The organism is Silvimonas soli, assembly GCF_030035605.1.
GTDB lineage: Bacteria > Pseudomonadota > Gammaproteobacteria > Burkholderiales > Chitinibacteraceae > Silvimonas > Silvimonas soli.
On the sequence record NZ_CP106736.1, the window covers coordinates 2,764,791 to 2,786,515 of the forward strand.

20 protein-coding genes are annotated in these 21,725 nt (G+C 59.0%); 10 read left to right on the forward strand and 10 right to left on the reverse strand.

The window, feature by feature from the left end:
* The first annotated feature begins 56 nt into the window (after positions 1-56).
* Both N7220_RS12665 and N7220_RS12670 read left to right on the forward strand, forming a co-directional pair.
* Entirely contained in the window at positions 57-989 is a 933-nt protein-coding gene (locus tag N7220_RS12665) for a TauD/TfdA dioxygenase family protein (protein ID WP_283147882.1), read from the forward strand.
* Positions 990-1,084: 95 nt separating this feature from the next.
* Positions 1,085-2,437, forward strand: coding sequence for an LLM class flavin-dependent oxidoreductase (locus tag N7220_RS12670; protein ID WP_283147883.1), 1,353 nt, complete (start codon positions 1,085-1,087; stop codon positions 2,435-2,437).
* Positions 2,438-2,567: 130 nt separating this feature from the next.
* Here N7220_RS12670 and N7220_RS12675 read toward each other — a convergent pair whose 3' ends face one another.
* Positions 2,568-3,683, reverse strand: coding sequence for a sigma-54 interaction domain-containing protein (locus N7220_RS12675; protein WP_283147884.1), 1,116 nt, complete (start codon positions 3,681-3,683; stop codon positions 2,568-2,570).
* A gap of 348 nt (positions 3,684-4,031) precedes the next feature.
* Positions 4,032-5,054: a sensor domain-containing diguanylate cyclase gene (locus N7220_RS12680; RefSeq protein WP_283147885.1), complete on the reverse strand. Its 1,023-nt coding sequence runs from the start codon at positions 5,052-5,054 to the stop codon at positions 4,032-4,034.
* Positions 5,055-5,392: 338 nt separating this feature from the next.
* Here N7220_RS12680 and N7220_RS12685 point away from each other — a divergent pair, with 338 nt between their 5' ends.
* Complete coding sequence (locus N7220_RS12685; protein WP_283147886.1) at positions 5,393-6,580, forward strand: alpha/beta fold hydrolase; 1,188 nt, start codon at positions 5,393-5,395, stop codon at positions 6,578-6,580.
* Here the strand turns inward: N7220_RS12685 and N7220_RS12690 are convergent.
* On the reverse strand, positions 6,577-7,491 hold the full coding sequence (locus tag N7220_RS12690) for a LysR family transcriptional regulator (RefSeq protein ID WP_283147887.1): 915 nt from the start codon (positions 7,489-7,491) through the stop codon (positions 6,577-6,579). The two genes, N7220_RS12685 and N7220_RS12690, sit on opposite strands and share 4 nt — an antisense overlap.
* Before the next feature lie 151 nt (positions 7,492-7,642).
* Between N7220_RS12690 and N7220_RS12695 the strand changes: the two genes are divergently transcribed.
* Positions 7,643-9,094 carry an MFS transporter gene (locus tag N7220_RS12695; RefSeq protein ID WP_283147888.1) on the forward strand — a complete coding sequence of 484 codons (1,452 nt, stop codon included), beginning with the start codon at positions 7,643-7,645 and terminating at the stop codon, positions 9,092-9,094.
* 8 nt (positions 9,095-9,102) lie between these two features.
* On the opposite strand, the gene N7220_RS12700 is transcribed toward N7220_RS12695, so the two are convergent.
* The 3 genes from N7220_RS12700 to N7220_RS12710 form a co-directional block, all read right to left on the reverse strand.
* Entirely contained in the window at positions 9,103-10,656 is a 1,554-nt protein-coding gene (locus N7220_RS12700) for a hypothetical protein (protein ID WP_283147889.1), read from the reverse strand.
* Between the two features lie 179 nt (positions 10,657-10,835).
* Complete coding sequence (locus tag N7220_RS12705) at positions 10,836-12,083, reverse strand: DUF1479 domain-containing protein (protein WP_283147890.1); 1,248 nt, start codon at positions 12,081-12,083, stop codon at positions 10,836-10,838.
* Between the two features lie 110 nt (positions 12,084-12,193).
* On the reverse strand, positions 12,194-12,544 hold the full coding sequence (locus N7220_RS12710; RefSeq protein ID WP_283147891.1) for a hypothetical protein: 351 nt from the start codon (positions 12,542-12,544) through the stop codon (positions 12,194-12,196).
* A 439-nt stretch (positions 12,545-12,983) separates the two neighbouring features.
* On the opposite strand from N7220_RS12710, the gene N7220_RS12715 reads away from it, so the two are divergent.
* The 3 genes from N7220_RS12715 to N7220_RS12725 all read left to right on the forward strand — a co-directional run bounded on the left by N7220_RS12715 (position 12,984) and on the right by N7220_RS12725 (position 16,614).
* Positions 12,984-14,231 (forward strand): MFS transporter, encoded by a 1,248-nt coding sequence (locus tag N7220_RS12715; RefSeq protein WP_283147892.1) that lies wholly within the window; start codon positions 12,984-12,986, stop codon positions 14,229-14,231.
* A 294-nt stretch (positions 14,232-14,525) separates the two neighbouring features.
* Complete coding sequence (locus N7220_RS12720) at positions 14,526-15,260, forward strand: substrate-binding periplasmic protein (protein ID WP_283147893.1); 735 nt, start codon at positions 14,526-14,528, stop codon at positions 15,258-15,260.
* Positions 15,261-15,312: 52 nt separating this feature from the next.
* Positions 15,313-16,614 (forward strand): GGDEF domain-containing protein, encoded by a 1,302-nt coding sequence (locus N7220_RS12725; RefSeq protein WP_283147894.1) that lies wholly within the window; start codon positions 15,313-15,315, stop codon positions 16,612-16,614.
* A gap of 15 nt (positions 16,615-16,629) precedes the next feature.
* On the opposite strand, the gene N7220_RS12730 is transcribed toward N7220_RS12725, so the two are convergent.
* A complete protein-coding gene (locus N7220_RS12730) occupies positions 16,630-17,349 on the reverse strand; it encodes an HAD-IA family hydrolase (protein ID WP_283147895.1) in 720 nt (239 codons plus the stop codon).
* 170 nt (positions 17,350-17,519) lie between these two features.
* On the opposite strand from N7220_RS12730, the gene N7220_RS12735 reads away from it, so the two are divergent.
* Positions 17,520-17,969: an SRPBCC family protein gene (locus N7220_RS12735; protein WP_283147896.1), complete on the forward strand. Its 450-nt coding sequence runs from the start codon at positions 17,520-17,522 to the stop codon at positions 17,967-17,969.
* Between the two features lie 78 nt (positions 17,970-18,047).
* Here the strand turns inward: N7220_RS12735 and N7220_RS12740 are convergent, their stop codons facing one another.
* From N7220_RS12740 to N7220_RS12750, 3 genes are all read right to left on the reverse strand, one after another.
* Positions 18,048-18,590, reverse strand: a complete 543-nt coding sequence (locus N7220_RS12740) for an isochorismatase family protein (protein WP_283147897.1) — start codon at positions 18,588-18,590, stop codon at positions 18,048-18,050.
* Between the two features lie 220 nt (positions 18,591-18,810).
* Complete coding sequence (locus N7220_RS12745; RefSeq protein WP_283147898.1) at positions 18,811-19,263, reverse strand: hypothetical protein; 453 nt, start codon at positions 19,261-19,263, stop codon at positions 18,811-18,813.
* A 77-nt stretch (positions 19,264-19,340) separates the two neighbouring features.
* Positions 19,341-20,234: a LysR family transcriptional regulator gene (locus tag N7220_RS12750; RefSeq protein ID WP_283147899.1), complete on the reverse strand. Its 894-nt coding sequence runs from the start codon at positions 20,232-20,234 to the stop codon at positions 19,341-19,343.
* Between the two features lie 95 nt (positions 20,235-20,329).
* Here N7220_RS12750 and N7220_RS12755 point away from each other — a divergent pair, with 95 nt between their 5' ends.
* The gene (locus N7220_RS12755; RefSeq protein WP_283147900.1) at positions 20,330-21,301 is read left to right on the forward strand and encodes a quinone oxidoreductase family protein; all 972 of its coding nucleotides are present in this window, start codon (positions 20,330-20,332) and stop codon (positions 21,299-21,301) included.
* 218 nt (positions 21,302-21,519) lie between these two features.
* On the forward strand, positions 21,520-21,723 hold the full coding sequence (locus N7220_RS12760; protein WP_283147901.1) for a cold-shock protein: 204 nt from the start codon (positions 21,520-21,522) through the stop codon (positions 21,721-21,723).
* The last annotated feature ends 2 nt before the right edge of the window (positions 21,724-21,725 follow it).

Genomic DNA, 21,725 nt, shown 5'->3' on the forward strand with positions numbered 1-21,725 from the left:
AGTAAAAATTCTAAAGCTCTTTCGTTTTATCCAAGTAGTGCATAAGGACACCACACATGACCGCTGTTTCTACCCTGACCACACCTCTGGCGCAGGCTTTTCACAAACTGGCTAAGCTGGACCGCCCGGCAATCCAGACCCCGGCCGACGTCAGCATTAGCGCAACGGGTGGGCCGCTGGGCGCAGTCGTAACCGGGCTGGATGCGAATCGCCCGCTCTCGTCCGATCTGGTCTTGCGTCTAAAGCAGGCGCTGGATAACCATCACATTCTGATTTTCAAACAGCAGCAGTTGAACGACGATCACTTCCTGGCCTTCAGCACCTACTTCGGATCGGTGTTCCGGCCGCCGGAAGATATCCCGGTGCTGGCTTCCGGTACTGGCGGCACCCCGCCCGATGTGGTGCCGGTCTCCAATCAGGATGGCGGCTACACCGGCAGTGGCGAACTGACCCCGCATATTGACCACCAGTGGACGCCGCTGCCGTCGGCAGGCTCGCTCCTGTATGCACTGGAAGTCCCGCAAAGCGGTGGCAGAACCAGTTGGTATAACATCGCCCGGGCATACGCCGATCTGGACGAAGCCACCCGCAACGAAATTGACCAGCTGCAACTCATTACCTACAACCCGTTTACTCATCCCCGTGACCTGCCGCGCCGCTTGTATCGCACGCCGGATCTGACTCCGACCAGCCATGGCTTTCCGCATCCGCTGGTACGTACTCATCCATCCAGCGGCAAGAAGGTGCTGTTTCTGAGCACCCATACCGAGGTCGAGCTGCCTGGTATTGACCCGCAGCACGGACAGGCGCTGATCGCCCGGCTGCGCCAGCATCTGCAGAACCCCAAATACCGCTACGAGCATGACTGGGAAGTGGGCGACATCGTGTATTGGGATAACCAGGCCACCTTGCATTCGCGCACGGCGTTTTCGCCTGAAGAACGTCGCGTGCTCAAGCGCGTGAGCCTGGCGGGCAGCCGTCCGTTTTAAGCAAAGAACTGCATGCCTCACATGCTTCTGATCTGCTTCCGATCTGCATTGGGCTGCCCGTTAAAGCGGGCCGCTAAAACCATGGAAAAATTCCAATGAGCCAACGACAACTGAAACTGAATGCCTTCCTGATGACCGCAGGCCATCACGTAGCCGCATGGCGCCACCCTGATTCCCGCGCCGATGGCGGCATCCGGTTTGATCATTTCAAACAGATCGCCCAGGCGGCCGAGCGGGCCAAATTCGACGCCGTATTCTTTGCCGACAGCGCAGCGGTCTGGAACGGTGGTCCTCAGCAAGAAGCACAAAGCCGCGGCGCGCAGTCCGATCACTTTGAACCAGTGACGCTGTTATCCGCGCTGGCCGCCGTGACCGAACACATCGGGCTGATTGCCACTGTCACCACGACCTATAACGAGCCCTATCATCTGGCGCGCAAATTTGCCTCGCTCGATCACCTGAGTAATGGCCGCGCTGGCTGGAATCTGGTGACTTCTGCCAATGCAGCCGAAGCGTTCAACTTTGGTCTGGATGCACACGTAGCCCACGCGGATCGCTATGCCCGTGCCGAGGAATTTATCGACGTGGCCACCGGCTTGTGGGATAGCTGGGAAGACGACGCGTTCATTCGTGACAAAGCTTCCGGCGTGTTTTTTGATCCGGAACGACTGCATGTGCTGGATCATCAGGGCAAGCATTTCCGCGTGCGCGGGCCGTTAAATGTTGCTCGTCCGGTGCAGGGATACCCGGTGATCGTGCAGGCGGGTTCCAGCGAGCCCGGCAAGGAGCTGGCGGCGCGTACCGCCGAGGTCATCTTTACTGCGCAACTCACGCTGGAAAACGCCCAGGCGTTTTATCGAGATGTGAAAGGCCGCCTTGCCAAATATGGCCGCAGCCCGGACGAGCTGAAAATCCTGCCGGGGATTTTTCCGGTGGTGGGCCGGACCCGCGAAGAAGCCCAGGCCAAATACAAGGCACTGCAGGAGTTGATCCATCCTTCGGTGGGCCTGGCTTTGTTGTCCGGCATGCTGGGAGGGTTTGACCTGACTGGTTACGCGCTGGACGGCCCGTTGCCAGAACTGCCGGAAAGCAACGGCGGCAAGAGTCGGCAGTCGTTGCTGATTGACCTGGCGCGGCGCGAAAACCTGACCATTCGCGAGCTTTATCTGCGTATTTCAGGCGCACGCGGCCACCTGACGCTGGTAGGCACCGGAGAAGAGATCGCCGATCAATTGCAACTGTGGTTCGAGAACGAGGCGGCCGACGGTTTCAATGTCATGCCTCCGACCTTGCCGGGTGGTCTGGACGACTTCATCGAGCTGGTACTACCGGAACTGCGTCGGCGCGGTTTGTTCCGGACCGAGTACGAAGGCAGAACCTTGCGCGAGAGCCTGGGTCTGGCGCGGCCTGTGAATCGCTATACAACCCCAGCGGCCATTGCGGCTTGATTGACCGATGAAATAACACCGGGCGGCACAGTTCGCGCGGCCCGGTGTTATTGAGCAGATTGGTATTAGTGGAAAAGCGAAATGGTGATGCCGAAGTACCGTCAGCTTGATCAGATGGAGCTAGACCCAGTTAGATGGCTCTGGCGAGATTGGCAATGGACCAGGTCTGCTCGCTGTACAGCGCCGGCGCAGGCGCGGCGGGCTGCAACAAGCCATGCCGTTTCATCAGCGTACGCAAAGCATGCCGCGAAATCCCCAGTGATTCGGCAGTGCGGACCTGATTGAACTGGTGGCGCGACAACGCGGTGCGCACAATCAGCAGCTCCATCCGGGTAAACAAATCGGGCGTGGCGGCGTTCAACATTTTTTCTAGCGCCAAACCAATCTCGGCATCCGGATCGGCTGAGTGCGTTGGCGTTGGCTCACCGGAGGGTGTCGCGAGGTCTTGCTCCAGCAACAGGTGTTCCTGGCGAATTTCACCGCCGTGCGCCAGCAGCAAGGCGGCGTGGATAACGTTTTCCAGTTCGCGGATATTGCCGGGCCAGCCATGTTGCAGCAGCAGCGTTTTCAGTTCCGCACTCAACCGGGGAACCGCTTGCCCCAGCCGGGCGCAATAGTGGTTCAGGAAGTAATCGGCCAGCGGCAGAATGTCTCCCACGCGCGAGCGCAAGGGCAGCACCGGCAGCGTAATGATATTGATGCGGTACAACAGATCACGCCGGAAGCGCCCGGCCAGAACGGCGGCTTGCAGATCAACGTTGGTGGCGGCGACGATCCGCACGTCGATGGGAATCGGTTTGCGCGCGCCAACCCGCACCACTTCTTTTTCTTGCAGCACGCGTAGCAGTCGCGTTTGCAAAATCAATGGCAACTCGCCAATTTCATCCAGAAACAAGGTGCCACCCTGCGCCGCTTCAAAGTAGCCTTCGCGCTGGCGCAGCGCTCCAGTAAATGATCCGGCTTCATGCCCAAAAAACTCGCTTTCGGCCAGCGCTTCGCTGATCGCACCGCAATTGACCGCCACAAACGGGCCTTTGCGCGCGCTGGTTTCATGCAGCCGCCGCGCCAGAATTTCCTTACCGGTGCCGGTTTCGCCCACGATCAGCACCGGTGCTTCGCTGGGGCCAACGCGCGCCAGCATATCGAACAAGGCGTGGGATGCAGGATCAGAAAACACCACGGCTTTGGCCCGCTGGGCGGGGACGTCAGGTGTATGCAGCGTGAGAATCGGAACGTTGGCAGACATATTGGCTCCTCGCAAACAGGGGCAAAACGCATGTTCAAAGCAAAGCGGCTGAATAGCGTTTGAAATCAGCCCTTGATGCGGCGAAGGCGGTGGTGCGCCAGCCGAGCCAACTCACTGTAGCGTAACTTTTTAATAACTTAAATGAATTTAATATTCATTTGTTATTACTATTTTATCTTTTTTTTGAATGGTTTGAAGCGTATGACCAGCCATCCGCGGCAATTCGGGACTGTTTAGGTCAGAGAGAAGAGGGCAGGTATCGGCCGGCAATCAAACCAGCGGGGCTGGCGTGCCCGATCAGCGAACCGGTATGCGCCTTGGGTAAATAACCCGCAGGCGCATGCGGGCTCAGGGATTGGCTGGGGCTGGCAAGCGGCGGGCCTGTTTGACTTTGTACATAGCCGCATCCGCTTCGCTCAGCGCGTCCCAAGGGTTGCGAAAGGCTGGGTCCACAGCGATCGCGCCGACACTGGCACCGGCGTAGTCGAACGTTGCGTTGGGCGTGCTGATGCTGGCGCGCGTTACGTCAAATAGCCGCGACTTGAAGGTGTTCAACGCTTCATCTACCGATTCGCCAAGATGCGGACCCAAGCCAACGGCCACAAATTCGTCGCCACCGATACGCGCCAGCAGATCGCCAGCGCGCACGGCTTGCAGCAACTGGGTGGCGATTTGCCGCAGCACCGCGTCGCCGGCCTCATGGCCATAGTTGTCGTTGATTTGTTTGAAATGATCCAGATCGACAAAACCCAACAGCACATATTGTCCGGCGCGCTGGGCCGCAGCAAACATGCGTTGCAGTTCGTTCATCAAGGCGCGGCGATTGGGCAAGCCGGTCAGCACATCGGTCAGCGCCATGACGGCAAGATCGGTGTTGCGCTGTTTTAGCTCATCCAGCAGCGATTCCCGCTGAATATGCTGGGCAATCAGTTTGGCAAAAAACGCCACGATGCGGTCGGTGCCGACATCGACCGATTTCTGGTCCGAACTGGCCGCACACAAAGTGCCATGGAGGTCACCGGTTGCTGTGTGAATGGGCACGCTCAGATAGGTACGGATACCCAGTTCGCGCGCCGCGTCCGAATCGCCCCAGCAATCACTGACGTTGTCGGTGAACTGGCGACCTTCATCCAGCGAGCGCTTGCACAGGGTGTCTTCCCACGGCACTGACAGACCTTCAGGAATGACCAGGTGCCCGGTGTTGCGGGAAAACTGGATATGTTGCAGCCCTTGCGACAGATCGATGGTCGTGAGATAGGCCGATTCAAGCCCGGTGATGGCGACCAGCATCTCCAGCAATTGCCGGGTCAGGTCTTCCAGGGTTTCCGCCTCGTTGACGGATTCAGATAGCTGGAGCAAAAGTGGATTCACTGCCGGCTCCCTTGCGACGAGTAAAAATGATGAGGTAAGGCCGTCGACCTGCAGCCGGGACGCCAGTGTTGCGCCAGGCCCGGTTCAGTCAGCGCGATGAACAAGCCGCAATGGTTCGGCGTTGTTGTGACGGCACCAACGGCAAAGGCCTGACAGTGTTGACAGATTCTCGCATATGCCAGGAGTATTTAAAATAAACGCCGAAGGTACTGTGCCAAAGCGTGGGGTTGGCGCAATGGCAGCATGTTTTGGTGCCGTAATAAATCGCCAGGCTGCAGCCAGCGAAAAGATCATCTCGACAAAAATATCAGGCTGGGTAGGTCTATCCATTGGGGAGAATGGCTTTGCGGTTACTGCGCAATACACTCGTTGGCCTGCTGACTTTGTTTGCTGGGCTGGCTACATCGCTGGCGCTGGCTGCCACGTCGCCGCCCACTTCGGTTGCATCTGCGCCCGATGCCACACGGCCAATGTCGCGCGAACAAGTTACCCGCATTCTCGACAGCAACCGCCAGATACTGTTACCGCAGGGCGTGAACGAGCAGGTCAAACTGCGTATTGGCGGCATTGATCAATGGGTATCGATCCGCGGCAAGGATAAGCGTAATCCCGTTCTGCTATTCCTGCATGGCGGCCCGGCTGCTCCGGCCATGCCCGAGGCCTATACCTTCCAGACGCCGTGGGAAGACTACTTCACCGTGGTGCAATGGGACCAGCGCGGCGCTGGCAAAACCTGGCGGGCCAATACCGAACAAGCCATGACGCCGGGCATGAACGTTGCCAGCATGACGGACGACGCAGCACAACTGGTGCAGTACCTGCGCACGCGCTTTGGCAAGCAGAAGATATTTCTGCTGGGACATTCCTGGGGCTCAATTCTGGGCGTCGAGTTGGCGCAACGGCATCCTGAATGGTTCTACGCCTATATCTCGACCGGGCAGGTGGTGAACGGGCGACGCAACGAAGAGGTGGGTTATAACTTCGCGCTGCGCCAGGCCAGGGCCGAAGGCAATGCCACCGCGATTCGCGAACTGGAAGCAATGGCACCTTATCCGGGTACCGGCAAAATGAGCCTTGAGCGGATCGGCATGCGCAGCAAATGGGAGATGTATTACGGCGGGCTGGCGTGGGGTCGCAAGGATTACCAGTTTGACGTGGATGCCGAGGAACTGTCGCCCGACTACAGCCGCGCCGACCTTGATGCCATCGACAAAGGCAGCCTGTATTCACTGGGCTACTTGCTGGAGCCCATGCTGGCCTCAAACTTCGATCAAGTTACCCACTTTGGCTGCCCGGTGATTGTCTACGTGGGGGCGCATGACTACACCACGCCGCACGAACTGGCCGAAGAATGGTTTTCACATATCACCGCGCCATCCAAGCGGCTGGTCAGTTTTGCCGACTCCGCCCACATGATGATGCAAGAACAGCCCGGCCGCTTCCTGGTTCATCTGATCACCGACGCGCTGCCGTTTGCGCAGCAGGCGGGCGATGCCGCGCCAGCCGAAGTGGTGCGCGATCACTAAGGCGTCCAGGTTTCGCCCAGTTGCTCTGCGCAGACCTCACGCACACAGTCGCGTAACCAGCGATGCGCCGGGTCGGCATCCATGCGCGGGTGCCAGAGCATCGATACCGTAAATGCCGGGATGCTCACCGGCAGATCAAAACTGAACATATCGGCACGTAGGCTGCCGGTGTGGCGTTCGGGCACGCTGGCGATCAGATCAGTCGCCCGGGCCAGAGTCAGCGCCGTGGCAAAGCCGCCGACAATGGTGGCGATTTCGCGCTCCAGCCCCAAGGTCTGTAATGCGTCATCAATCGGCCCGCGATCTTGCTCGCGCCGCGATACCAGCACATGCCGGGCTGCAGCGTAGTTCTCCGGCGTGATTTCGCCCCGGCTAAGCGGATGCCCGGCACGCACCACGCCCACAAAGCGGTCGCGAAACAGTGCGCGAGTGCGGATTTCCGGACTGGTGCTGGTCCCGGCGACCCCGGTTTCCAGATCAACTGATCCGTCGCGCAGCGGCGTACTGTCTTTGCTGGTTTTGCCCACAAAGCGCAGCCGCACGCCAGGCGCTTGCTCATTAATCCGGGCAATCAGCCCCGGCCCGAAACTCTCGACAAAACCCTCGCTAGTACGCAGCGTAAATCGTCGCACCAACCGCTTCAGGTCCAGGTTTTCTGCCGGGCGCAGCACGGCTTGCGTTTCTTGTACCAACTGGCCAACCCGCTCGCGCAGTTCCAGCGCGCGCGGCGTGGGCACCAGTCCACGCCCGGCGCGCACCAGCAGCGGGTCACCGGTGGTTTCACGCAGGCGCGCCAACGCCCGGCTCATGGCGGATGGGCTCAGGTGCAGGCGCTTGGCAGCGCGCGCGACATTGCCTTCTGCCAGCAGCACATCAAGGGTAAGCAACAGGTTCAGATCGGGTCCGGGCATGCATTGACCATAGCACAGGCCCATCGTGGCATGGCGTTATACGCATGAATGAAGTGCAAATGGTGCGTCTTCCGCCATGTATGGCAAGGGGTTACTTTGATAACAACGCTCTCCCGTCGGGAGTTCCCCTTTTCACATCAAGGAAATGGCCTTGAAACCATTAAATCCTGAAGTTGGCACCGCGACCGCGGCCAATCCACCTCTTGTTGCTACGGCGCGCTGGGCGCTGGCCAGCCTGTCGTTATCAATGCTCATGCCTTCATTGGACACAAGCATCGCCAATGTGGGTTTGCCAACCCTGGCCGTGGCATTCAGCGCTCCTTTTCAGCAAGTGCAGTGGATCGTGCTGGCTTATTTACTGACTATTACCGCATTGATTGTCAGCGTCGGGCGGCTTGGCGACCTGGTTGGCCGCCGTCGGCTGTTGCTGGCAGGTATTGTTGTGTTCACCGTGGCATCGTTGTTGTGCGGGTTGGCACCAACGCTGATATCGCTGATTGTCGCTCGCGCCTTGCAGGGCCTCGGCGCGGCAATCATGCTGGCGCTGACCATCGCTCTGGTTGGCGAAACCGTACCCAAGGCCAGAACCGGGAGTGCCATGGGCTTGCTCGGCACGATGTCGGCCATTGGCACCACGCTCGGCCCGTCGCTCGGCGGCTTGCTGATTGCAGGACTGGGCTGGCGCAGTATTTTTCTGGTCAATCTACCATTGGGTTTGCTCAATTTTTTGCTGGCTGCCCGTTATTTGCCGGTGGATCAGCCCAAGGATCAGCCAAGACGGCAGCGTTTTGATCATGCGGGCACATTGCTGCTGGCATTGACCCTTGCTGCATATGCGCTCGCCATGACCATGGGACGCGGCCATTTTGGTCCGCTCAACATCGCGTTGTTGCTGGTTGGGGCGTTGGGGGCTGGTTTGTTTGTGCTGGTTGAAAACAAAGTCGCCGCGCCGCTGATGCGGCTGGCCATGTTCCGCGATCCGGCATTCAGCGCAAGCCTGGCCATGAACGTGTTGGTGCCAACGGTGATGATGGCGACACTGGTGGTCGGGCCGTTCTATCTGTCGCGCGCGCTGGGGCTGAGCGCGGCTCTGGTCGGGGGCGTGATGTCAATCGGGCCACTGATCTCCGCCCTAAGTGGGGTGCTGGCTGGGCGCGTGGTCGACCGCTGGGGCGCATCAGCGGTTGTCATGGCTGGCTTGGGTGAAATGGCACTCGGAGCTTTAGCGCTGGCCACGTTGCCGACGCTGTTCGGCCTGGCAGGCTATATCGTCGCCATTGCTGTGCTGACGCCGGGATATCAGCTGTTCCAGGCGGCCAATAACACCATGGTCATGCTGGAAGTGCCGCCGGATCAGCGCGGCGTCGTTTCCGGCATGCTCAGCCTGTCGCGCAATCTCGGGCTGATTTCCGGCGCATCAGTTATGGGGGCGATATTTGCGATGGCTACCGCGACCAGCGATATCACCGCCGCGCATCCCGCTGCGGTTGCCACCGGCATGCAACTGACCTTTGCGGTGGCGGCCGGGCTGATCGTGGTTGCGATTGCTATCGCGCTGGCCAGCCGGGCGCTGGTCCGCCACTCCGGGCTGTCCGCGCAATGATGAACATATCAGTGGGATGCGGCGCGCAGATCATTGGGTGACGTATGCAACAAAATCAACCCATGCGCCTTGACCAGATTCGGCGCATTGGCGGCATCGCTTTGTGCTGACGCTGCCGTGCTGGTTGTGTCGTTCTGCGCCAGCAAACCCAGCAGGTTGAGCGTCTGCGACTGTTGCACCGGCATGGTCTTGTCTTCTTCCTGTTTTCCCTGCACGAATTTGGTTTCATGCGTGGTCTGACTGGCCGATTGATCCAGCGTGGCGCTAGTCAGTTTGCCATCCTGATAAGTGATGTTGGCTTTGCTCTGCGCCACATCGTCAATCTGATCGTAGTAATAGTTCTGCGATTTGCGATCGCTGGTCAGATCCAGCCGGGTGCCGGTGAGCGGGCGATGGTAACTGGCGGTCAGGCGTGCTTGTTGCGTCTGGGTGATGGTCCGGTCCAGCGCGGTTTTGCCGCCGATGCTGGTGCTCTGCGAAGCGCTCCAGTTAAACGAATCAACCTCAGCCGGGCGCATCGGATTAACCGACCTGGGCGTATCGGTGATCGACGCCTGAAAATCTGCCAGCCCGGTCAGCATGGCATGATCCCGCGCATTGAGCGGTTGCGTGTAGCTGGTGCCAGCCGATGCGGTGTCGTTGTTCAACTGGACAAACGCGTCTTTGAACATGCTGACTAGCGTGGCATCGCCATGACCACGCGCTGCTGCGGCGTCCACCTGTTGCAGAAAACTGTTGATCGAGGCCGCACGCTGAGCGGCGGTACCCTGGATCAAACTGTTGCCCGTGTTGACGTTCAGCTGCAACTTGCCTTGCTCATTACTCACATTCAGGGCGCGCACCTTGTTGTCCAGATGCAGGGCCACGCTGGTGGGCTGCTGCCCCTGGCGCACGGCAGTCTGCAAATCAACCGAAGCCAATACGCGGTTGTCGTAACCCGCCATGCCCGCCAGATTCAGGCTGGGTGGCACTTTGGCCAAGCCGTCGAGCGCATCCTGAAATCCATCGGCCAATCCGGCGATGGCGGTTCGTTCCTGGTCGCTCAGTTTGCCGTCACTCTGAATATCCACGGCCAGTCCGGAATCCTGACTAGCCAGCGTTATCTTCACCAGCACGCCGCTGGCAGTTTTGATCCGCAATTCGGTGTCGGCGCGCACGCCATTACTCGAACTGAGTGCCATGCCCGCTGCACTGGCGCGCGTAACCGATTGCGAGTAATTGCCGCTGCCGGTTTTGAAAGCGTTCAGCACCGCCGCGCCCAGCCCTTTGAGACGCTGGCTGAGCGAAGAAGCCTGGTCGTTGTGCGCCATCAGCAGCGAAACCGCATCTTTGGAGTCGGTTTTCCAGGTGGTGATGGTTTGCTGTGCGAAGGCCACAGTGCCCTGTGCCGAGTAAGTCTGGACACTGCCACTGACATTTCCCAGCGTCACCACTGCAGATGGCGTCGGCTGCGCGGCCGCATTCGCAAGATTATCCGTTGTGCTGACCGAGCCAGCGCTTGTCAGCGTGCCGGCGCTCAAGAGATTCGGATTCGTATTGCTCAACGACGAAATGACCGTCATGGAATGGGTTCCGCAGGATGTACCGCTGACAAAAATTCCGGGCGCATGATTGAAAGCCCGGTGTATGGATATCGGCAGCTTGCGCGGATGCTTGAATGGCGGTTGGCGATGATTGCAGAGGCTGGACCAGACCGCAGTGCTGCGGTCTGGTTACCGGTGAGGCGATTTAATACGGGAGATCAGGCCTTGATGCCCAATTGCTGGCGGCCCAAGGTGGTCAGATCAGCAGCAGTTGCACGCCCGGTGAAATCCACTTCAAAGTGGTCCGCTGGAAAATCAGGTGGGCTTTTGCCTTCAAGGAACGCTGGCAACTGGCGTGCCAGATAGTCCTGGTTTTTCGGGCAGTCGGGCACAGCGGCGATATACATGACGTTGCTCCAGCCGGAGCCTTTGTGCTCGTCTTCCACCGCGTGAATCACATCGCTATGCCAGAACACGGTGTCGCCAGGTTGCATTAACGGGATCGACGACAATGCGGCCTGCAGCGGCTGATGCCATTCCGGCTTGAGCGACAACGCCCGCCCCGGCAACGCGCCGCACAGATCATCCTCGGGTACATCGTCTTGCAAGGCCCGCAACAGCACGTAAGCCATGGCATTGGCGATGGGAATCAACTGTAATGTGCCGTCGCCCGGCCCTTGGGCGGTGAGGGCGGTCCAGCCCTGAAACGTGCGGAACATGGAGCACACGGCGGGCGAGGGGATCTCGCCCACTTCGGTACGAAAAGCCGCATCGAATGGGTCGTAACGTTGCCAGTCGCCGCTGAAGACATGCCGGTAAACCTGGCGGAAATTCTCGTCCAGCCAGCGTTCGACCGAACCGCCATCGCAATGCGCCGACAAACCCAGTGATTCCGAACCCGGCGGGCGCCGCCGCAAACGGTCGGCATACACCGGCACCTGATCGGGGTCGAAATGCACTTTGCCTTCACTTTGCGTTTGCCATAAGCGATTCAGGAACACGCGGGTTTGCGTCAGCGCGGTGGACTGTCGCGCCTCCACTTGTGGCCGCGACCAGTACACGCCAAAAATCTGCGGTTTATTCGAGGCCAATTCACCAAAATATTTGTCTTCAGCGCGATGGGCCAGTTTGTCGACCATGTGGTTGCGCTCCACATAATCGCCAATCTCCGCGTTCCACGCCGTGGCCTGTTCCGCGCTGAACACGCCACGCACCACACAGGCGCCACGTTCTTTCACGCTTTGCCGCAACGCCGGGTCAACGCGGCCAGCGGCAATATCGGCGTAGCGGATTTCCGGGATCACCGACTTGCCTTGCTCGCGTTCGGCCACAATCGCGGCCACTTTGCATTTGAGGTCTGCTTCAACCTCCAGAAAGACTTCGCGATACTGCGGGAGGCGGGATCGCAGCAGACGTTTTGCCTCCCGAATCGCCTGAGGCAGGTCATCAATGCGTAGTGCAGCCATGTTGTTATCTCCGGGCGGGTGGAGAATTCAGCATAGACCCGCTCTGGCGGCCAAAGTGATCCTATCCTGTCGCATAATTCGCAAAATGAATCAGCCGCGATAGCAGGCGTTCAGTTCGCAATGCGCCGCCACAGTTCATATTCGACGCGCACGCCGTTCTCCCAGCGCTCGTTATGCCACTCGTCATTCATCAGGCGAGCCTGAAACGCATATTCGCGCAGGGCCTCAGGCGAATAAGTACCCATGTCCGGATTCTCGATATAGCGCTCGCCATCCACCCGAAAACGGCCACTGCCAGCAGACCAGAAGGCGCCCTTCTGGTACGAGATAAAGGTGAAATGGCCCTCCGCCAGCACTTTGCGGGAGCGGATATCCAGCTTGTCGTAATGCAGCATTTCGCCGTTATCAAGGCATTCGCCGGCAACCAGTTGCCAGGCGCCATCAAAAGGGGAGGTAGACATGGGTTGTTCCTGTTGCGTTAACAGGAGAGCATCCTATCGCGGCGATGAATGCCAGGAATGGCCTGGCTGAAACGAAAGGCGCAATCGGGCAATATGAGCCAAGATGGCCATCGATACACGTTGCAGCAACGGCTATTCTGCACAGGGTTATGCGCGAAGCCGGAAAAACAGCGTGACCAGGCTAGGCAAGCGTTCCGGCGGCTCGCGCAGGCTGCCGCAATAACGAGCAGGACTCCCTGCGTTTGTGCTGAAATACGCCGCGCAATAAAGCCGGGCTAACATCAGCTGGCTGAGCCACACAAAAACCGCAACATGCCAGCTCCGGCGGGCATGACAATGATATAAACACGCATCCAGATAAACGAAGGACACGGCCAAAGTCTGATGGGCCGATGTCCTCAGTATTCTCTTTTCCATTGTGTCGTTCCGGAACACCGTTATGAATCAAGCATCCTTGCCTGGGAAGTTCACGTCCTACCAAAAACTGGTTGTCGGCATGCTGGCGTTTTTGCAATTTGCCGTCATTCTCGACTTCATGCTGATGTCGCCGCTCGGCGCAATCATCATGCCGGCGCTCAATATCGGTCCGAAGCAGTTCGGGTTGGTGGTCTCGGCCTATGCCTTCAGTGCCGGGATATCCGGGTTGCTCACTGCCGGTTTTGCCGACCGCTTTGACCGAAAGAAAATCCTGCTGTTCTTCTATGCCGGTTTTGTCCTGGGTACGCTGTGGTGTGGCCTGGCGCAAACCTTTGAAACCTTGCTGCTCGCCCGCATCGTCACCGGTGTGTTTGGTGGCGTGATTGGTTCGGTAGTGCTGGCGATTGCCACTGACCTGTTTCCACCGCAAATGCGTGGTCGGGTAATGGGCGTGATCCAGACCGCGTTTGCCGCCAGCCAGGTGCTGGGCATTCCGGCCGGTTTGTATTTGTCCAACAACTGGGATTGGCATATGCCCTTCCTGGCAATGGCTGGCCTGGGTCTGGTCGGCGGACTGGTTGTGGCCTGGCGTATGCAGCCGGTTGCAGACCATCTGGCCATTCCGCAAGAACACAGCCCGTGGATGCATTTGTTCCACACGCTGACCGAGTCACGTTATTTGCTGGCCTTTGCCACGACCGCATTGCTGACCACGGGCGGCTTTATGCTTATGCCGTTTGCCAGCGCTTTCGTGGTGAACAATCTGGGTATTGGCTTGCACAGTTTGCCGACGGTTTATCTGATCACCGGGGTTTGCACCATCTTCTGCGGCCCGTTGATTGGTAAAGCGGCGGATGCGTATGGCAAATTTCGTGTGTTTACGCTGGGCACGGTGATCTCGATCATCATGGTGCTGATCTACACCCATCTGGGCCCGATCTCCTTGCCGTTGCTGGTGCTGGTCAATGCCCTGATGTTTGTCGGTATCTTCTCGCGCATGATCCCGTTTCAGGCGTTGATGTCGTCCGTGCCAGCGGTAACCCAGCGCGGCTCATTCAATGCCATTAGCGCGTCGATCCAGCAGTTGTCGGGTGGCATTGCTTCGGTGGTGGCGGGCCATATCGTGACGCTGGGCGTGACGGGCAAGCTCGAGCACTTTGAAGTGGTGGGTTATGTTGTGGTCGGTACCTCGGTGGTGGCATTTGCCTTGCTCTGGCTGCTGCAGCGACGCCTGCCAGCACCGGCCGCCAAGCCAGCGCTGGCGACTTGAGCCGCTGACTCACCGTATTCGCAAAAGCCTGGGGCGCCACGTGCTCCAGGCTTTTTCGCTCAGGGTCGCAGTTTGAAACGAAACTGCAGCCAAGGGGCAAAACCCTTGTGCCCCCAAATGAGCCGATTTGTTACCCGCTCGTAACCTGCCAAGCCCCCGTTAGTGCCCGCCAACTGTGGATTGGCGACAAACATTAGTCGCTGCTGTTGCATCTACCATGCATGCATACGTCATTGCGCGGGGTTGACCGGATTTTCTGGTAACTTGGCGGTATGTATCTGGGGATAAACGGTAATGAGATATGGCTTGATTGTCGGGTTGTTACTGGCTTGCCCGCTGGCGCAGGCCGAAACCACCATTACCCTCTATTCCGAAGCCGGGCAAAAGCCCATGTCTTACGAGGAAAACGGTGTCGCCAAAGGTGCGTACATTGATCAGATTCGGCGCATAACGCAGCAAATTCCTGGCTACAAAGTGCAGATCAAGTTTGCCTCATGGGCACGCGTGGTCGAAGAAGCCAGAACCGGCAATAGCGCCGGCATAATCGGCGTGTATTACCGCCCGCAAGAGCGGCCGTTTCTGAATCACTCCAAACCCATTTATCGGGAAGACGTGGCGGTTCACTGCAATCGCGATGCGGTGGCCAAGCGCACTTTCAACAAATATCCGGATGACTTTGCCGGTCTCAAATTTGGCAATCAGCGCGGCTACCTGGCGCCAGGCCCGGAGTTTTTCAAATTTGCCCAGCAAGGCAAGATTGTCGTAGTGGAAGGGCTGGAGTTTGCCGGCCTGGTCAAGAAGATGCTGGTCGGCGAAATTGATTGTGTCGTCAATCCCAGTCTGGTGCTGGATGAAGCACTCAACACATTACAAGAACGCGGTCTGCCCGAGCGCATGCGGTACAAGTCGGAACGGGTCATGGTCATCAAGTCGGAGACAGTCCATGTGGGCTTCAGCAAAAAATACGAAGAAACGCATCCCGAGCTGGCGCAGTTTCGCGTGCTGTTCGACAAGGCTGCCGGTTCTTGAATAGCCGCCGCCGCATGCAAACGCTGCGTTCAGTCACGACGCGATCCCTCAAATGAACTCGATTCGTTTGCGTCTGATTGCGTTGTTCATGGCCGTGACGACGGCGACCTTGGGCATTTTTGCTTTTTACGAGCAAACGCTGCTACGACGTGATCTGGAAAACCGCTTCCTGGCGTTGCAGGATGACGTATCCACACGTCTGGAGCAAAGCCTGGCACAGCCGGTCTGGGATATGGATCAGAGCGTGATCAAGGCCAAGCTGGAAGCCGCCATGATCCCGCTGGAAGTGCAGGCGGTGTATTTCTTCACGCCCGATCAGCAAGGGCCGGTGGCCAGTATGGACCGGGCGCTGAGCAATAATCATCAGTCCACTCGCGCACGAGATATCGCTAACGAGGTGGTCAAAGAGATCCAGATTTTTCCACCGCTGCAGGTGGATGAAACACGCCGCAAGACCAGCATTGGCAAGGTAGTGGTTTATTTCTCGCGGGCGCAGATCAACCAGGCGCTGGCGGATGCCTTGTTGCGGCGGGTGCTGGAAGTACTGGTGGTCAACGCGCTGCTATTGATTGTGCTGTTGTTCAGTCTGCGCCTGGTGTTCGTGCCTTTGCGGGGTTTGCGCGACGGGTTGCGGGCGCTGGCCTCTAACGAAGCAGCGGATCTGCAAGAACTGCCCCGAACCCACCGCGTCGAGTTCGACGAGGTCATCAACAGTTTTAACTCCACGCTACGCAAAGTGAAGACCGTGATATCGCGTCATCGCTTTGCCGAAACCGCCGCCCAGGAAGCCACGCGTGCCGCCAACGAAGCGCTGGCGCAGGTGAAAGTGGCGCAAGCGGAGCTGGTCACTATCAATCAGCAACTGGAAAGGCTGACCGTGACCGACGCGCTGACCGGTGTGGGTAACCGCATGAAGCTGGACCAGGTGCTGGAAAACGAACTGAATCGTAGCCAGCGCTCTGGCAGCCAGTTCGCGCTAGTGCTGCTGGATGTGGATCACTTCAAGCAGGTCAACGACACTCGCGGGCATCAGGTCGGCGATCTGGTGTTGATTGGCGTGGCGCAACTGCTGGTCACCACTACGCGCAGCATGGATATCGTCGGGCGCTGGGGTGGCGAAGAATTTCTGGTGATCTGCCCGGACACCAATCTGGCCGGCGCGGTGAGCGTGGCCGACAAACTACGTGAAGCAATTGCCAGCCATCGTTTTGGTCAGGTGGGTCAGATCACCGCGAGCTTTGGCGTCGCCTGCGCCAGGGCGGGCGACTCCGTGCACAGCACGCTGGCCCGGGCGGATCGGGCGTTGTACCGCGGCAAAGCCAGCGGGCGTGATCGGGTCGAGAGCGAGGGTTAGCCCGCTTCTGCCTGGCTAGATTGCCGGGCTGACCATCGTATCGCGTGCCAACACTGTCAAGCCGCCGGCGGGCGTCATTTCAACAAACAAATGCGCGTAGCCGGGAATCTGCGGATGCGCAGTCGGTTGCGGATGACTATGCGTGGCAGTCACCACCACCACTTTGGCACCCGCCGCTTCGCCCGCGGCAATCCCCGCCGGAGCATCTTCGAACACCAGACAATCTGTCGCCGCTACGCCCAGGCGGCTGGCCGCGAGCAGGAAGCAATCCGGCGCGGGCTTGCCGCGTTCCACATCGTCGGCAGAAACCAGTAGCGGCGGCACCGGCAAACCAGCAGCGGCGATGCGGCGCAATGCCAGTTCGCGCGGGGCGGAGGTCACAATGGCCCAGCGATCTTGCGGCAAAGCAGCCAAGAACGCAGCCACACCGGTGATCGGGTCGATGCCCTCAACGTCGGCAATTTCGGCGATCGTAATGGCTCGCGCTTCGGCTTCGGCATCGACACCTGGCAAGCCCAGATTGCGGATGGTATCCACCGCGCGCGCACCGTGGATGGTCGGCACAAAGGTCGCGGCGTCCAGGCCATGCTGTTCTGCCCAGCGGGTCCACACCCGTTCGGCCGAGGCGATGGACGTAAGCACGGTGCCATCCATGTCAAACAGGAAAGCGGCAAAGTGGCGGCCAGGAAACAGCGGCTGCCCCGACACGGAATGACTTGCGGTTGGATCGCTCATGATTGAACCAGGAAGTGAAGAAGAAAGAATTGCGGTAATGCGGATGCGAGATTGTGCGAATGCCCCATTCTAAGGGGGATCAGCATGCGGCAGAAGCGGCAGATTGCCACGCGCCGGTCACGGGTACGCGCTGAATGCGCCCAGGCAATCAGCGACCGAGGGAGAAAATCATGTCAGGCACCAGCACTTTTGCATATGTCACGTTCATACGCACAACACCGGAGCAACTCTGGTCTGCGCTCACCAATCCGGAACTCACCCGGCAATACTGGTTTGGCATGTACCAGTTGTCGCACTGGACTGCCGGCGCGCCATGGCAACTGGTGTTTGCTGATGGCCGCATCGCGGATAGCGGTGAAGTGCTGGAAAGTGAGCCAGCCCGGCGGCTGGTGTTGAAATGGCGGAACGAGTTCAAGCCGGAAATGCAGGCAGAAGGCTACTCGCGGTGCGTGATCGAGATCGAACCAGTCGGGGACGTGGCTAAACTGAGCATCACCCATACGCTGAATCAACCTGATTCACGATTTGTTGCGGCGGTGTCTGCGGGCTGGCCACGCATTTTGTCCAACCTCAAGTCCTGGCTGGAAACCGGCACTGTGCTGTTTGCCGAGAAGTTTTAGCGGGCAAGCGCAAGACTGGATCGGCAGGATGAGGTGAATGCGCTCGCCTGATTGCATCCACCTTCGCTATCTGCCAGTTCAGAACTCAACCTCAACCGTATTTTGCAGCTTCACAAAAGCGCCTTTGAGCGTGGCGTTGTGGTGCGCCACGATTTGCCTGGCTGAAAGCTCAGGTGTGTCAGAGCAGGTTTGCGCGTCGGCCACCAGCACCGCGCTATAACCGGCATCCCGCGCCAGGCGGCAGTTGGCATCAATACAATATTGCGTTTTCATGCCAGCGATCACCAATTGGTTGACGTTCGCCTCCAGCAATTGATCTGCCAGCCGCGTACCGGCAAAGCAACTGGGGCGGGCTTTGTCGAAGATTGTGTCACGCGCCGGGTCTATGGCCAGATCCGGCAGTAATTGAGTCAGCGGACTGCCTTGCGCGATGGGTGTGCCGGGCGGCCCGAAGAAGCGTGCGGCAAAGATCGGCGCTCCGGCCAGCCGGGCTTTGTGGATGAGCTGGTTGATGTTGTCGAGCACGCGCTGGCCTTCCCACGGCCGTTCAGGGCCGTGAAACAGTCCAACCTGCATATCGATGATCAGCAGGGCGGCGCGCTGCGGTTCTGAGTGCTGCATGATGTTTCTCCTGGTTGTTGTGCCAGTACGGACGGAGAAACAACAAGGCCCCGTCCATCTCTGGCGGGGCCTGCGGTTGAATACGTTAACTCGCTCTCACGCACTCACCTCACGGCCCGCCGCTAGCGGTCGTGGTGGTAGTGGTCGGGGTGAGGGCGATGCGGTTCATGCATTCAACATAATGGGCGACGACGGGCGCGTCAATCACCGTGTGTGTGGGTTAGTGCGCCGCCTGTGTACGCAGTGCCGCTACCCGGGCGCGATAAGTGGCTTCATCGGCGCGAAACAGATCGGTGCCGCCATTGCGACTGGTCAGATGCAAAACGCCGACCCGGAACGTGCTGGCGAGCGCCGCAACACCCATGTCCAGATTGCGTTGATTGAGCGTGGCGGTAAGCGTATTGCCATTGATGACACCGCCCACCGGCGCACTTTGCACTGCAATCTGGCCGTCGTTTTGCAAGGCGGATTGCTCGATCCGGCCAGTCCAGCGCTGTCGCTGCGTTTCAACAACCTGCACCAGATAAACGCTGCGCCCGTCTTGCCCCACGTAAGTGCCAGCCACGTCGGCGGCCAGTGCGGGCGGGCTGCTCAGCAGTGCCCATGCGGCCAAAGCGGGCAGCAATAATCGGGGGATACGGATAGACAGGAATGACGCGGTGCTGATCTTCATTGATGATTGGTCCTCAAGCTCGGGTGGTGCTAACGACTGCTGCCCGTTAATGACAGCCTTGCGCTACCGAATGTTCCTTAAAGCTGGTCCTGGCCTGCAGCGAACAACTCGATCAGCGTATCGACCACCGCCCGCACGCGTGGCGAGCGGCGAACATCTGGATGCATAACCAGCCACACCGGCCGACTCACTGGACATGCCTGATCAAGCTGCACCAGGGCCGGGTCTGGCCGCGCCAGGAAATGCGGCAGCACTGCAACACCCAGACCGGCGCGCGCGGCCTGATGCAAGGTGACTACATCATTGCTGCGCAAAACGAAGCGTCGATTGCCAGCAAAGCCATCCAGCCATTGTTGTTGCGGCGTTTCACGCAGGGCGTCGTCGTAGCCCAGCAATGGCCAGTGTGCGCTGGGCATGCTGGCGTAAGCGGGCGTGGCAAACAAACCATGCGCAATCTCGCCCACTGCGCGGGCCGCCAAACCGGGCGCAGAGGGGCGGGACAAACGTAATGCCAGATCTGCTTCGCCACGCGCCAGATTGGCTTCACGCGTCTCGCTGACGATTTCCAGATCAATATCCGGCCAGGCTTCACGCAATGGTGCCAGGCGCGGCATCAAAAAAAAGCTTGATAACGCAGGCGGCGCGGATAAGCGCACCGTGCCTTTCAGCGTTGCCACGCCCAACGCGGCGCGGGCAAAGCTTTGTGCTTCCTGATCCAGCGCCTGGGCGTGTTGCAGCAAGGTTTCGCCTTCGGCAGTCAGTTGCCAGCCGCGTGGCAAGCGGTCAAACAAGCGCACGTCAAGCGTGCGCTCCAGCGCCTCAACCCGTCTCGCCACGGTGGAATGTTCTACGCCCAGTTGCCGCGCAGCGCCGGACAAGCTGCCTTGCCGCGCCAGGGTAAGGAAGTGGCGAATGTCATCCCACTGCAGTTCACGGGCGGGATCGACGGGCTTATCTGGGTTTATTTGCACAATAAATGTGAAATTTTGTGGAATATCCGATCTATTTTGCGCGGTGTAGGCTGTGTCTGCAATCAACCAGAAAGGGGAACGACATGAACCCGACAATGCATTCAGCCGAATCACGTATCTATCTGACGGCTTATGGCGACGCCTCGGTGTTGCAGTTGCAGTCGTTTGAATTGCCGCCACCCGCTGCGGGCGAGGTGCGGGTACGACACACCGCGATTGGTGTGAACTATGTGGATATCTACCATCGCAGCGGGCTGTATCCGCTTCCCGACTTACCGGCCACGCCGGGTGTAGAAGCGGCGGGGGTGATTGAGGCTATCGGTGCGGGCGTGAGCGGGTTGGCGATTGGCCAGCGCGTGGCCTACGCCGGATTGCCAGGTAGCTATGCCAGTGCCCGCAATCTGCCCGCGCAGCGGTTAATCAAGCTGCCGGGTGAAGTCTCCGACCAGAGCATCGCCGCCGCTTTATTGCGGGGAGTTACCGCGCATATGTTGTTCGACCATATTCGTAAAGTGCAGCCCGGCGACACAGTGTTGATTCACGCTGCAGCAGGTGGTTTGGGATTACTACTGGTGCAATGGGCCAAGACGCTGGGCGCTCGCGTGATCGGTACCGTCAGCACGCCTGCCAAAGCCGCGCTGGCTATATCGCACGGTCTGAATCATGCCATTTTGTATCGCGAGCAGCCGTTTGCCGCCGCGACATTGGCGCTCACCGACGGGCACGGCGTGGATTACGCCGTTGACGGCATTGGTGGCCAGACTTTGCAGGATACATTGAGCGTGGTGAGCGCCGGTGGCGTGGTGGCCAGCGTCGGGCAAGTAGCCGGGCCAAACGATGCGGCACAATTGGCGGTACCGCCCGCAGTAACACTCTGCCATCCGAGTGTGATCCAGTTTATGGCAGATGCCACGCAGTATCAGCAAGGCGCAGCGGCGACATTGCACCAACTGACGCACGGCCTGCGGGCCACGGTGGCAGCGGTACTACCGCTGGATCACGCCGCCCAGGCGCATCGTTTGCTGGAATCTGGTCAAAGTACCGGGGCGATCTTGTTGCAGCCCTGACGCTGGTTTGCGCTGCATCGTAATCCGGGTACGCCAAAATAAAAGAGAAACTGCTTGACCCTCCAGCGCTTAGGGCGGATAAGGGTCAGGCAGGATCCTCAAGCGCAGACCTATCGTTACATCGTCAGTCCCCCCAGCGGCACTCCTTGTTACTTTATTGATTCCTTGATTGTCGTGCTCCCGGAGCTTTGCTCCTCACTTGATTCAAGGAATACAAAATGGAAACCGGTACCGTTAAATGGTTTAACGATGCAAAAGGCTTTGGCTTCATCACCCCGGCTGACGGTGGTGCTGATCTGTTCGCTCACTTCTCCGAAGTGAAAGCAGAAGGCTTCAAAAGCCTGCAAGAAGGTCAAAGGGTGACTTACGCGACCGCCAATGGTCCTAAAGGCCTGCAAGCAACCAATATCCAGATCGTGTAAAT

Coding starts and splice junctions, on each gene's coding strand:
- N7220_RS12710 (WP_283147891.1), bottom strand. CDS start 12,544: ATGTCTACCTCCCCTTTTGATGGCGCCTGGCAACTGGTTGCCGGCGAA.
- N7220_RS12685 (WP_283147886.1), top strand. CDS start 5,393: ATGGCTTTGCGGTTACTGCGCAATACACTCGTTGGCCTGCTGACTTTG.
- N7220_RS12700 (WP_283147889.1), bottom strand. CDS start 10,656: ATGACGGTCATTTCGTCGTTGAGCAATACGAATCCGAATCTCTTGAGC.
- N7220_RS12755 (WP_283147900.1), top strand. CDS start 20,330: ATGCATTCAGCCGAATCACGTATCTATCTGACGGCTTATGGCGACGCC.
- N7220_RS12690 (WP_283147887.1), bottom strand. CDS start 7,491: ATGCCCGGACCCGATCTGAACCTGTTGCTTACCCTTGATGTGCTGCTG.
- N7220_RS12670 (WP_283147883.1), top strand. CDS start 1,085: ATGAGCCAACGACAACTGAAACTGAATGCCTTCCTGATGACCGCAGGC.
- N7220_RS12725 (WP_283147894.1), top strand. CDS start 15,313: ATGAACTCGATTCGTTTGCGTCTGATTGCGTTGTTCATGGCCGTGACG.
- N7220_RS12740 (WP_283147897.1), bottom strand. CDS start 18,590: ATGCAGCACTCAGAACCGCAGCGCGCCGCCCTGCTGATCATCGATATG.
- N7220_RS12730 (WP_283147895.1), bottom strand. CDS start 17,349: ATGAGCGATCCAACCGCAAGTCATTCCGTGTCGGGGCAGCCGCTGTTT.
- N7220_RS12760 (WP_283147901.1), top strand. CDS start 21,520: ATGGAAACCGGTACCGTTAAATGGTTTAACGATGCAAAAGGCTTTGGC.
- N7220_RS12675 (WP_283147884.1), bottom strand. CDS start 3,683: ATGTCTGCCAACGTTCCGATTCTCACGCTGCATACACCTGACGTCCCC.
- N7220_RS12735 (WP_283147896.1), top strand. CDS start 17,520: ATGTCAGGCACCAGCACTTTTGCATATGTCACGTTCATACGCACAACA.
- N7220_RS12705 (WP_283147890.1), bottom strand. CDS start 12,083: ATGGCTGCACTACGCATTGATGACCTGCCTCAGGCGATTCGGGAGGCA.
- N7220_RS12745 (WP_283147898.1), bottom strand. CDS start 19,263: ATGAAGATCAGCACCGCGTCATTCCTGTCTATCCGTATCCCCCGATTA.
- N7220_RS12665 (WP_283147882.1), top strand. CDS start 57: ATGACCGCTGTTTCTACCCTGACCACACCTCTGGCGCAGGCTTTTCAC.
- N7220_RS12720 (WP_283147893.1), top strand. CDS start 14,526: ATGAGATATGGCTTGATTGTCGGGTTGTTACTGGCTTGCCCGCTGGCG.
- N7220_RS12715 (WP_283147892.1), top strand. CDS start 12,984: ATGAATCAAGCATCCTTGCCTGGGAAGTTCACGTCCTACCAAAAACTG.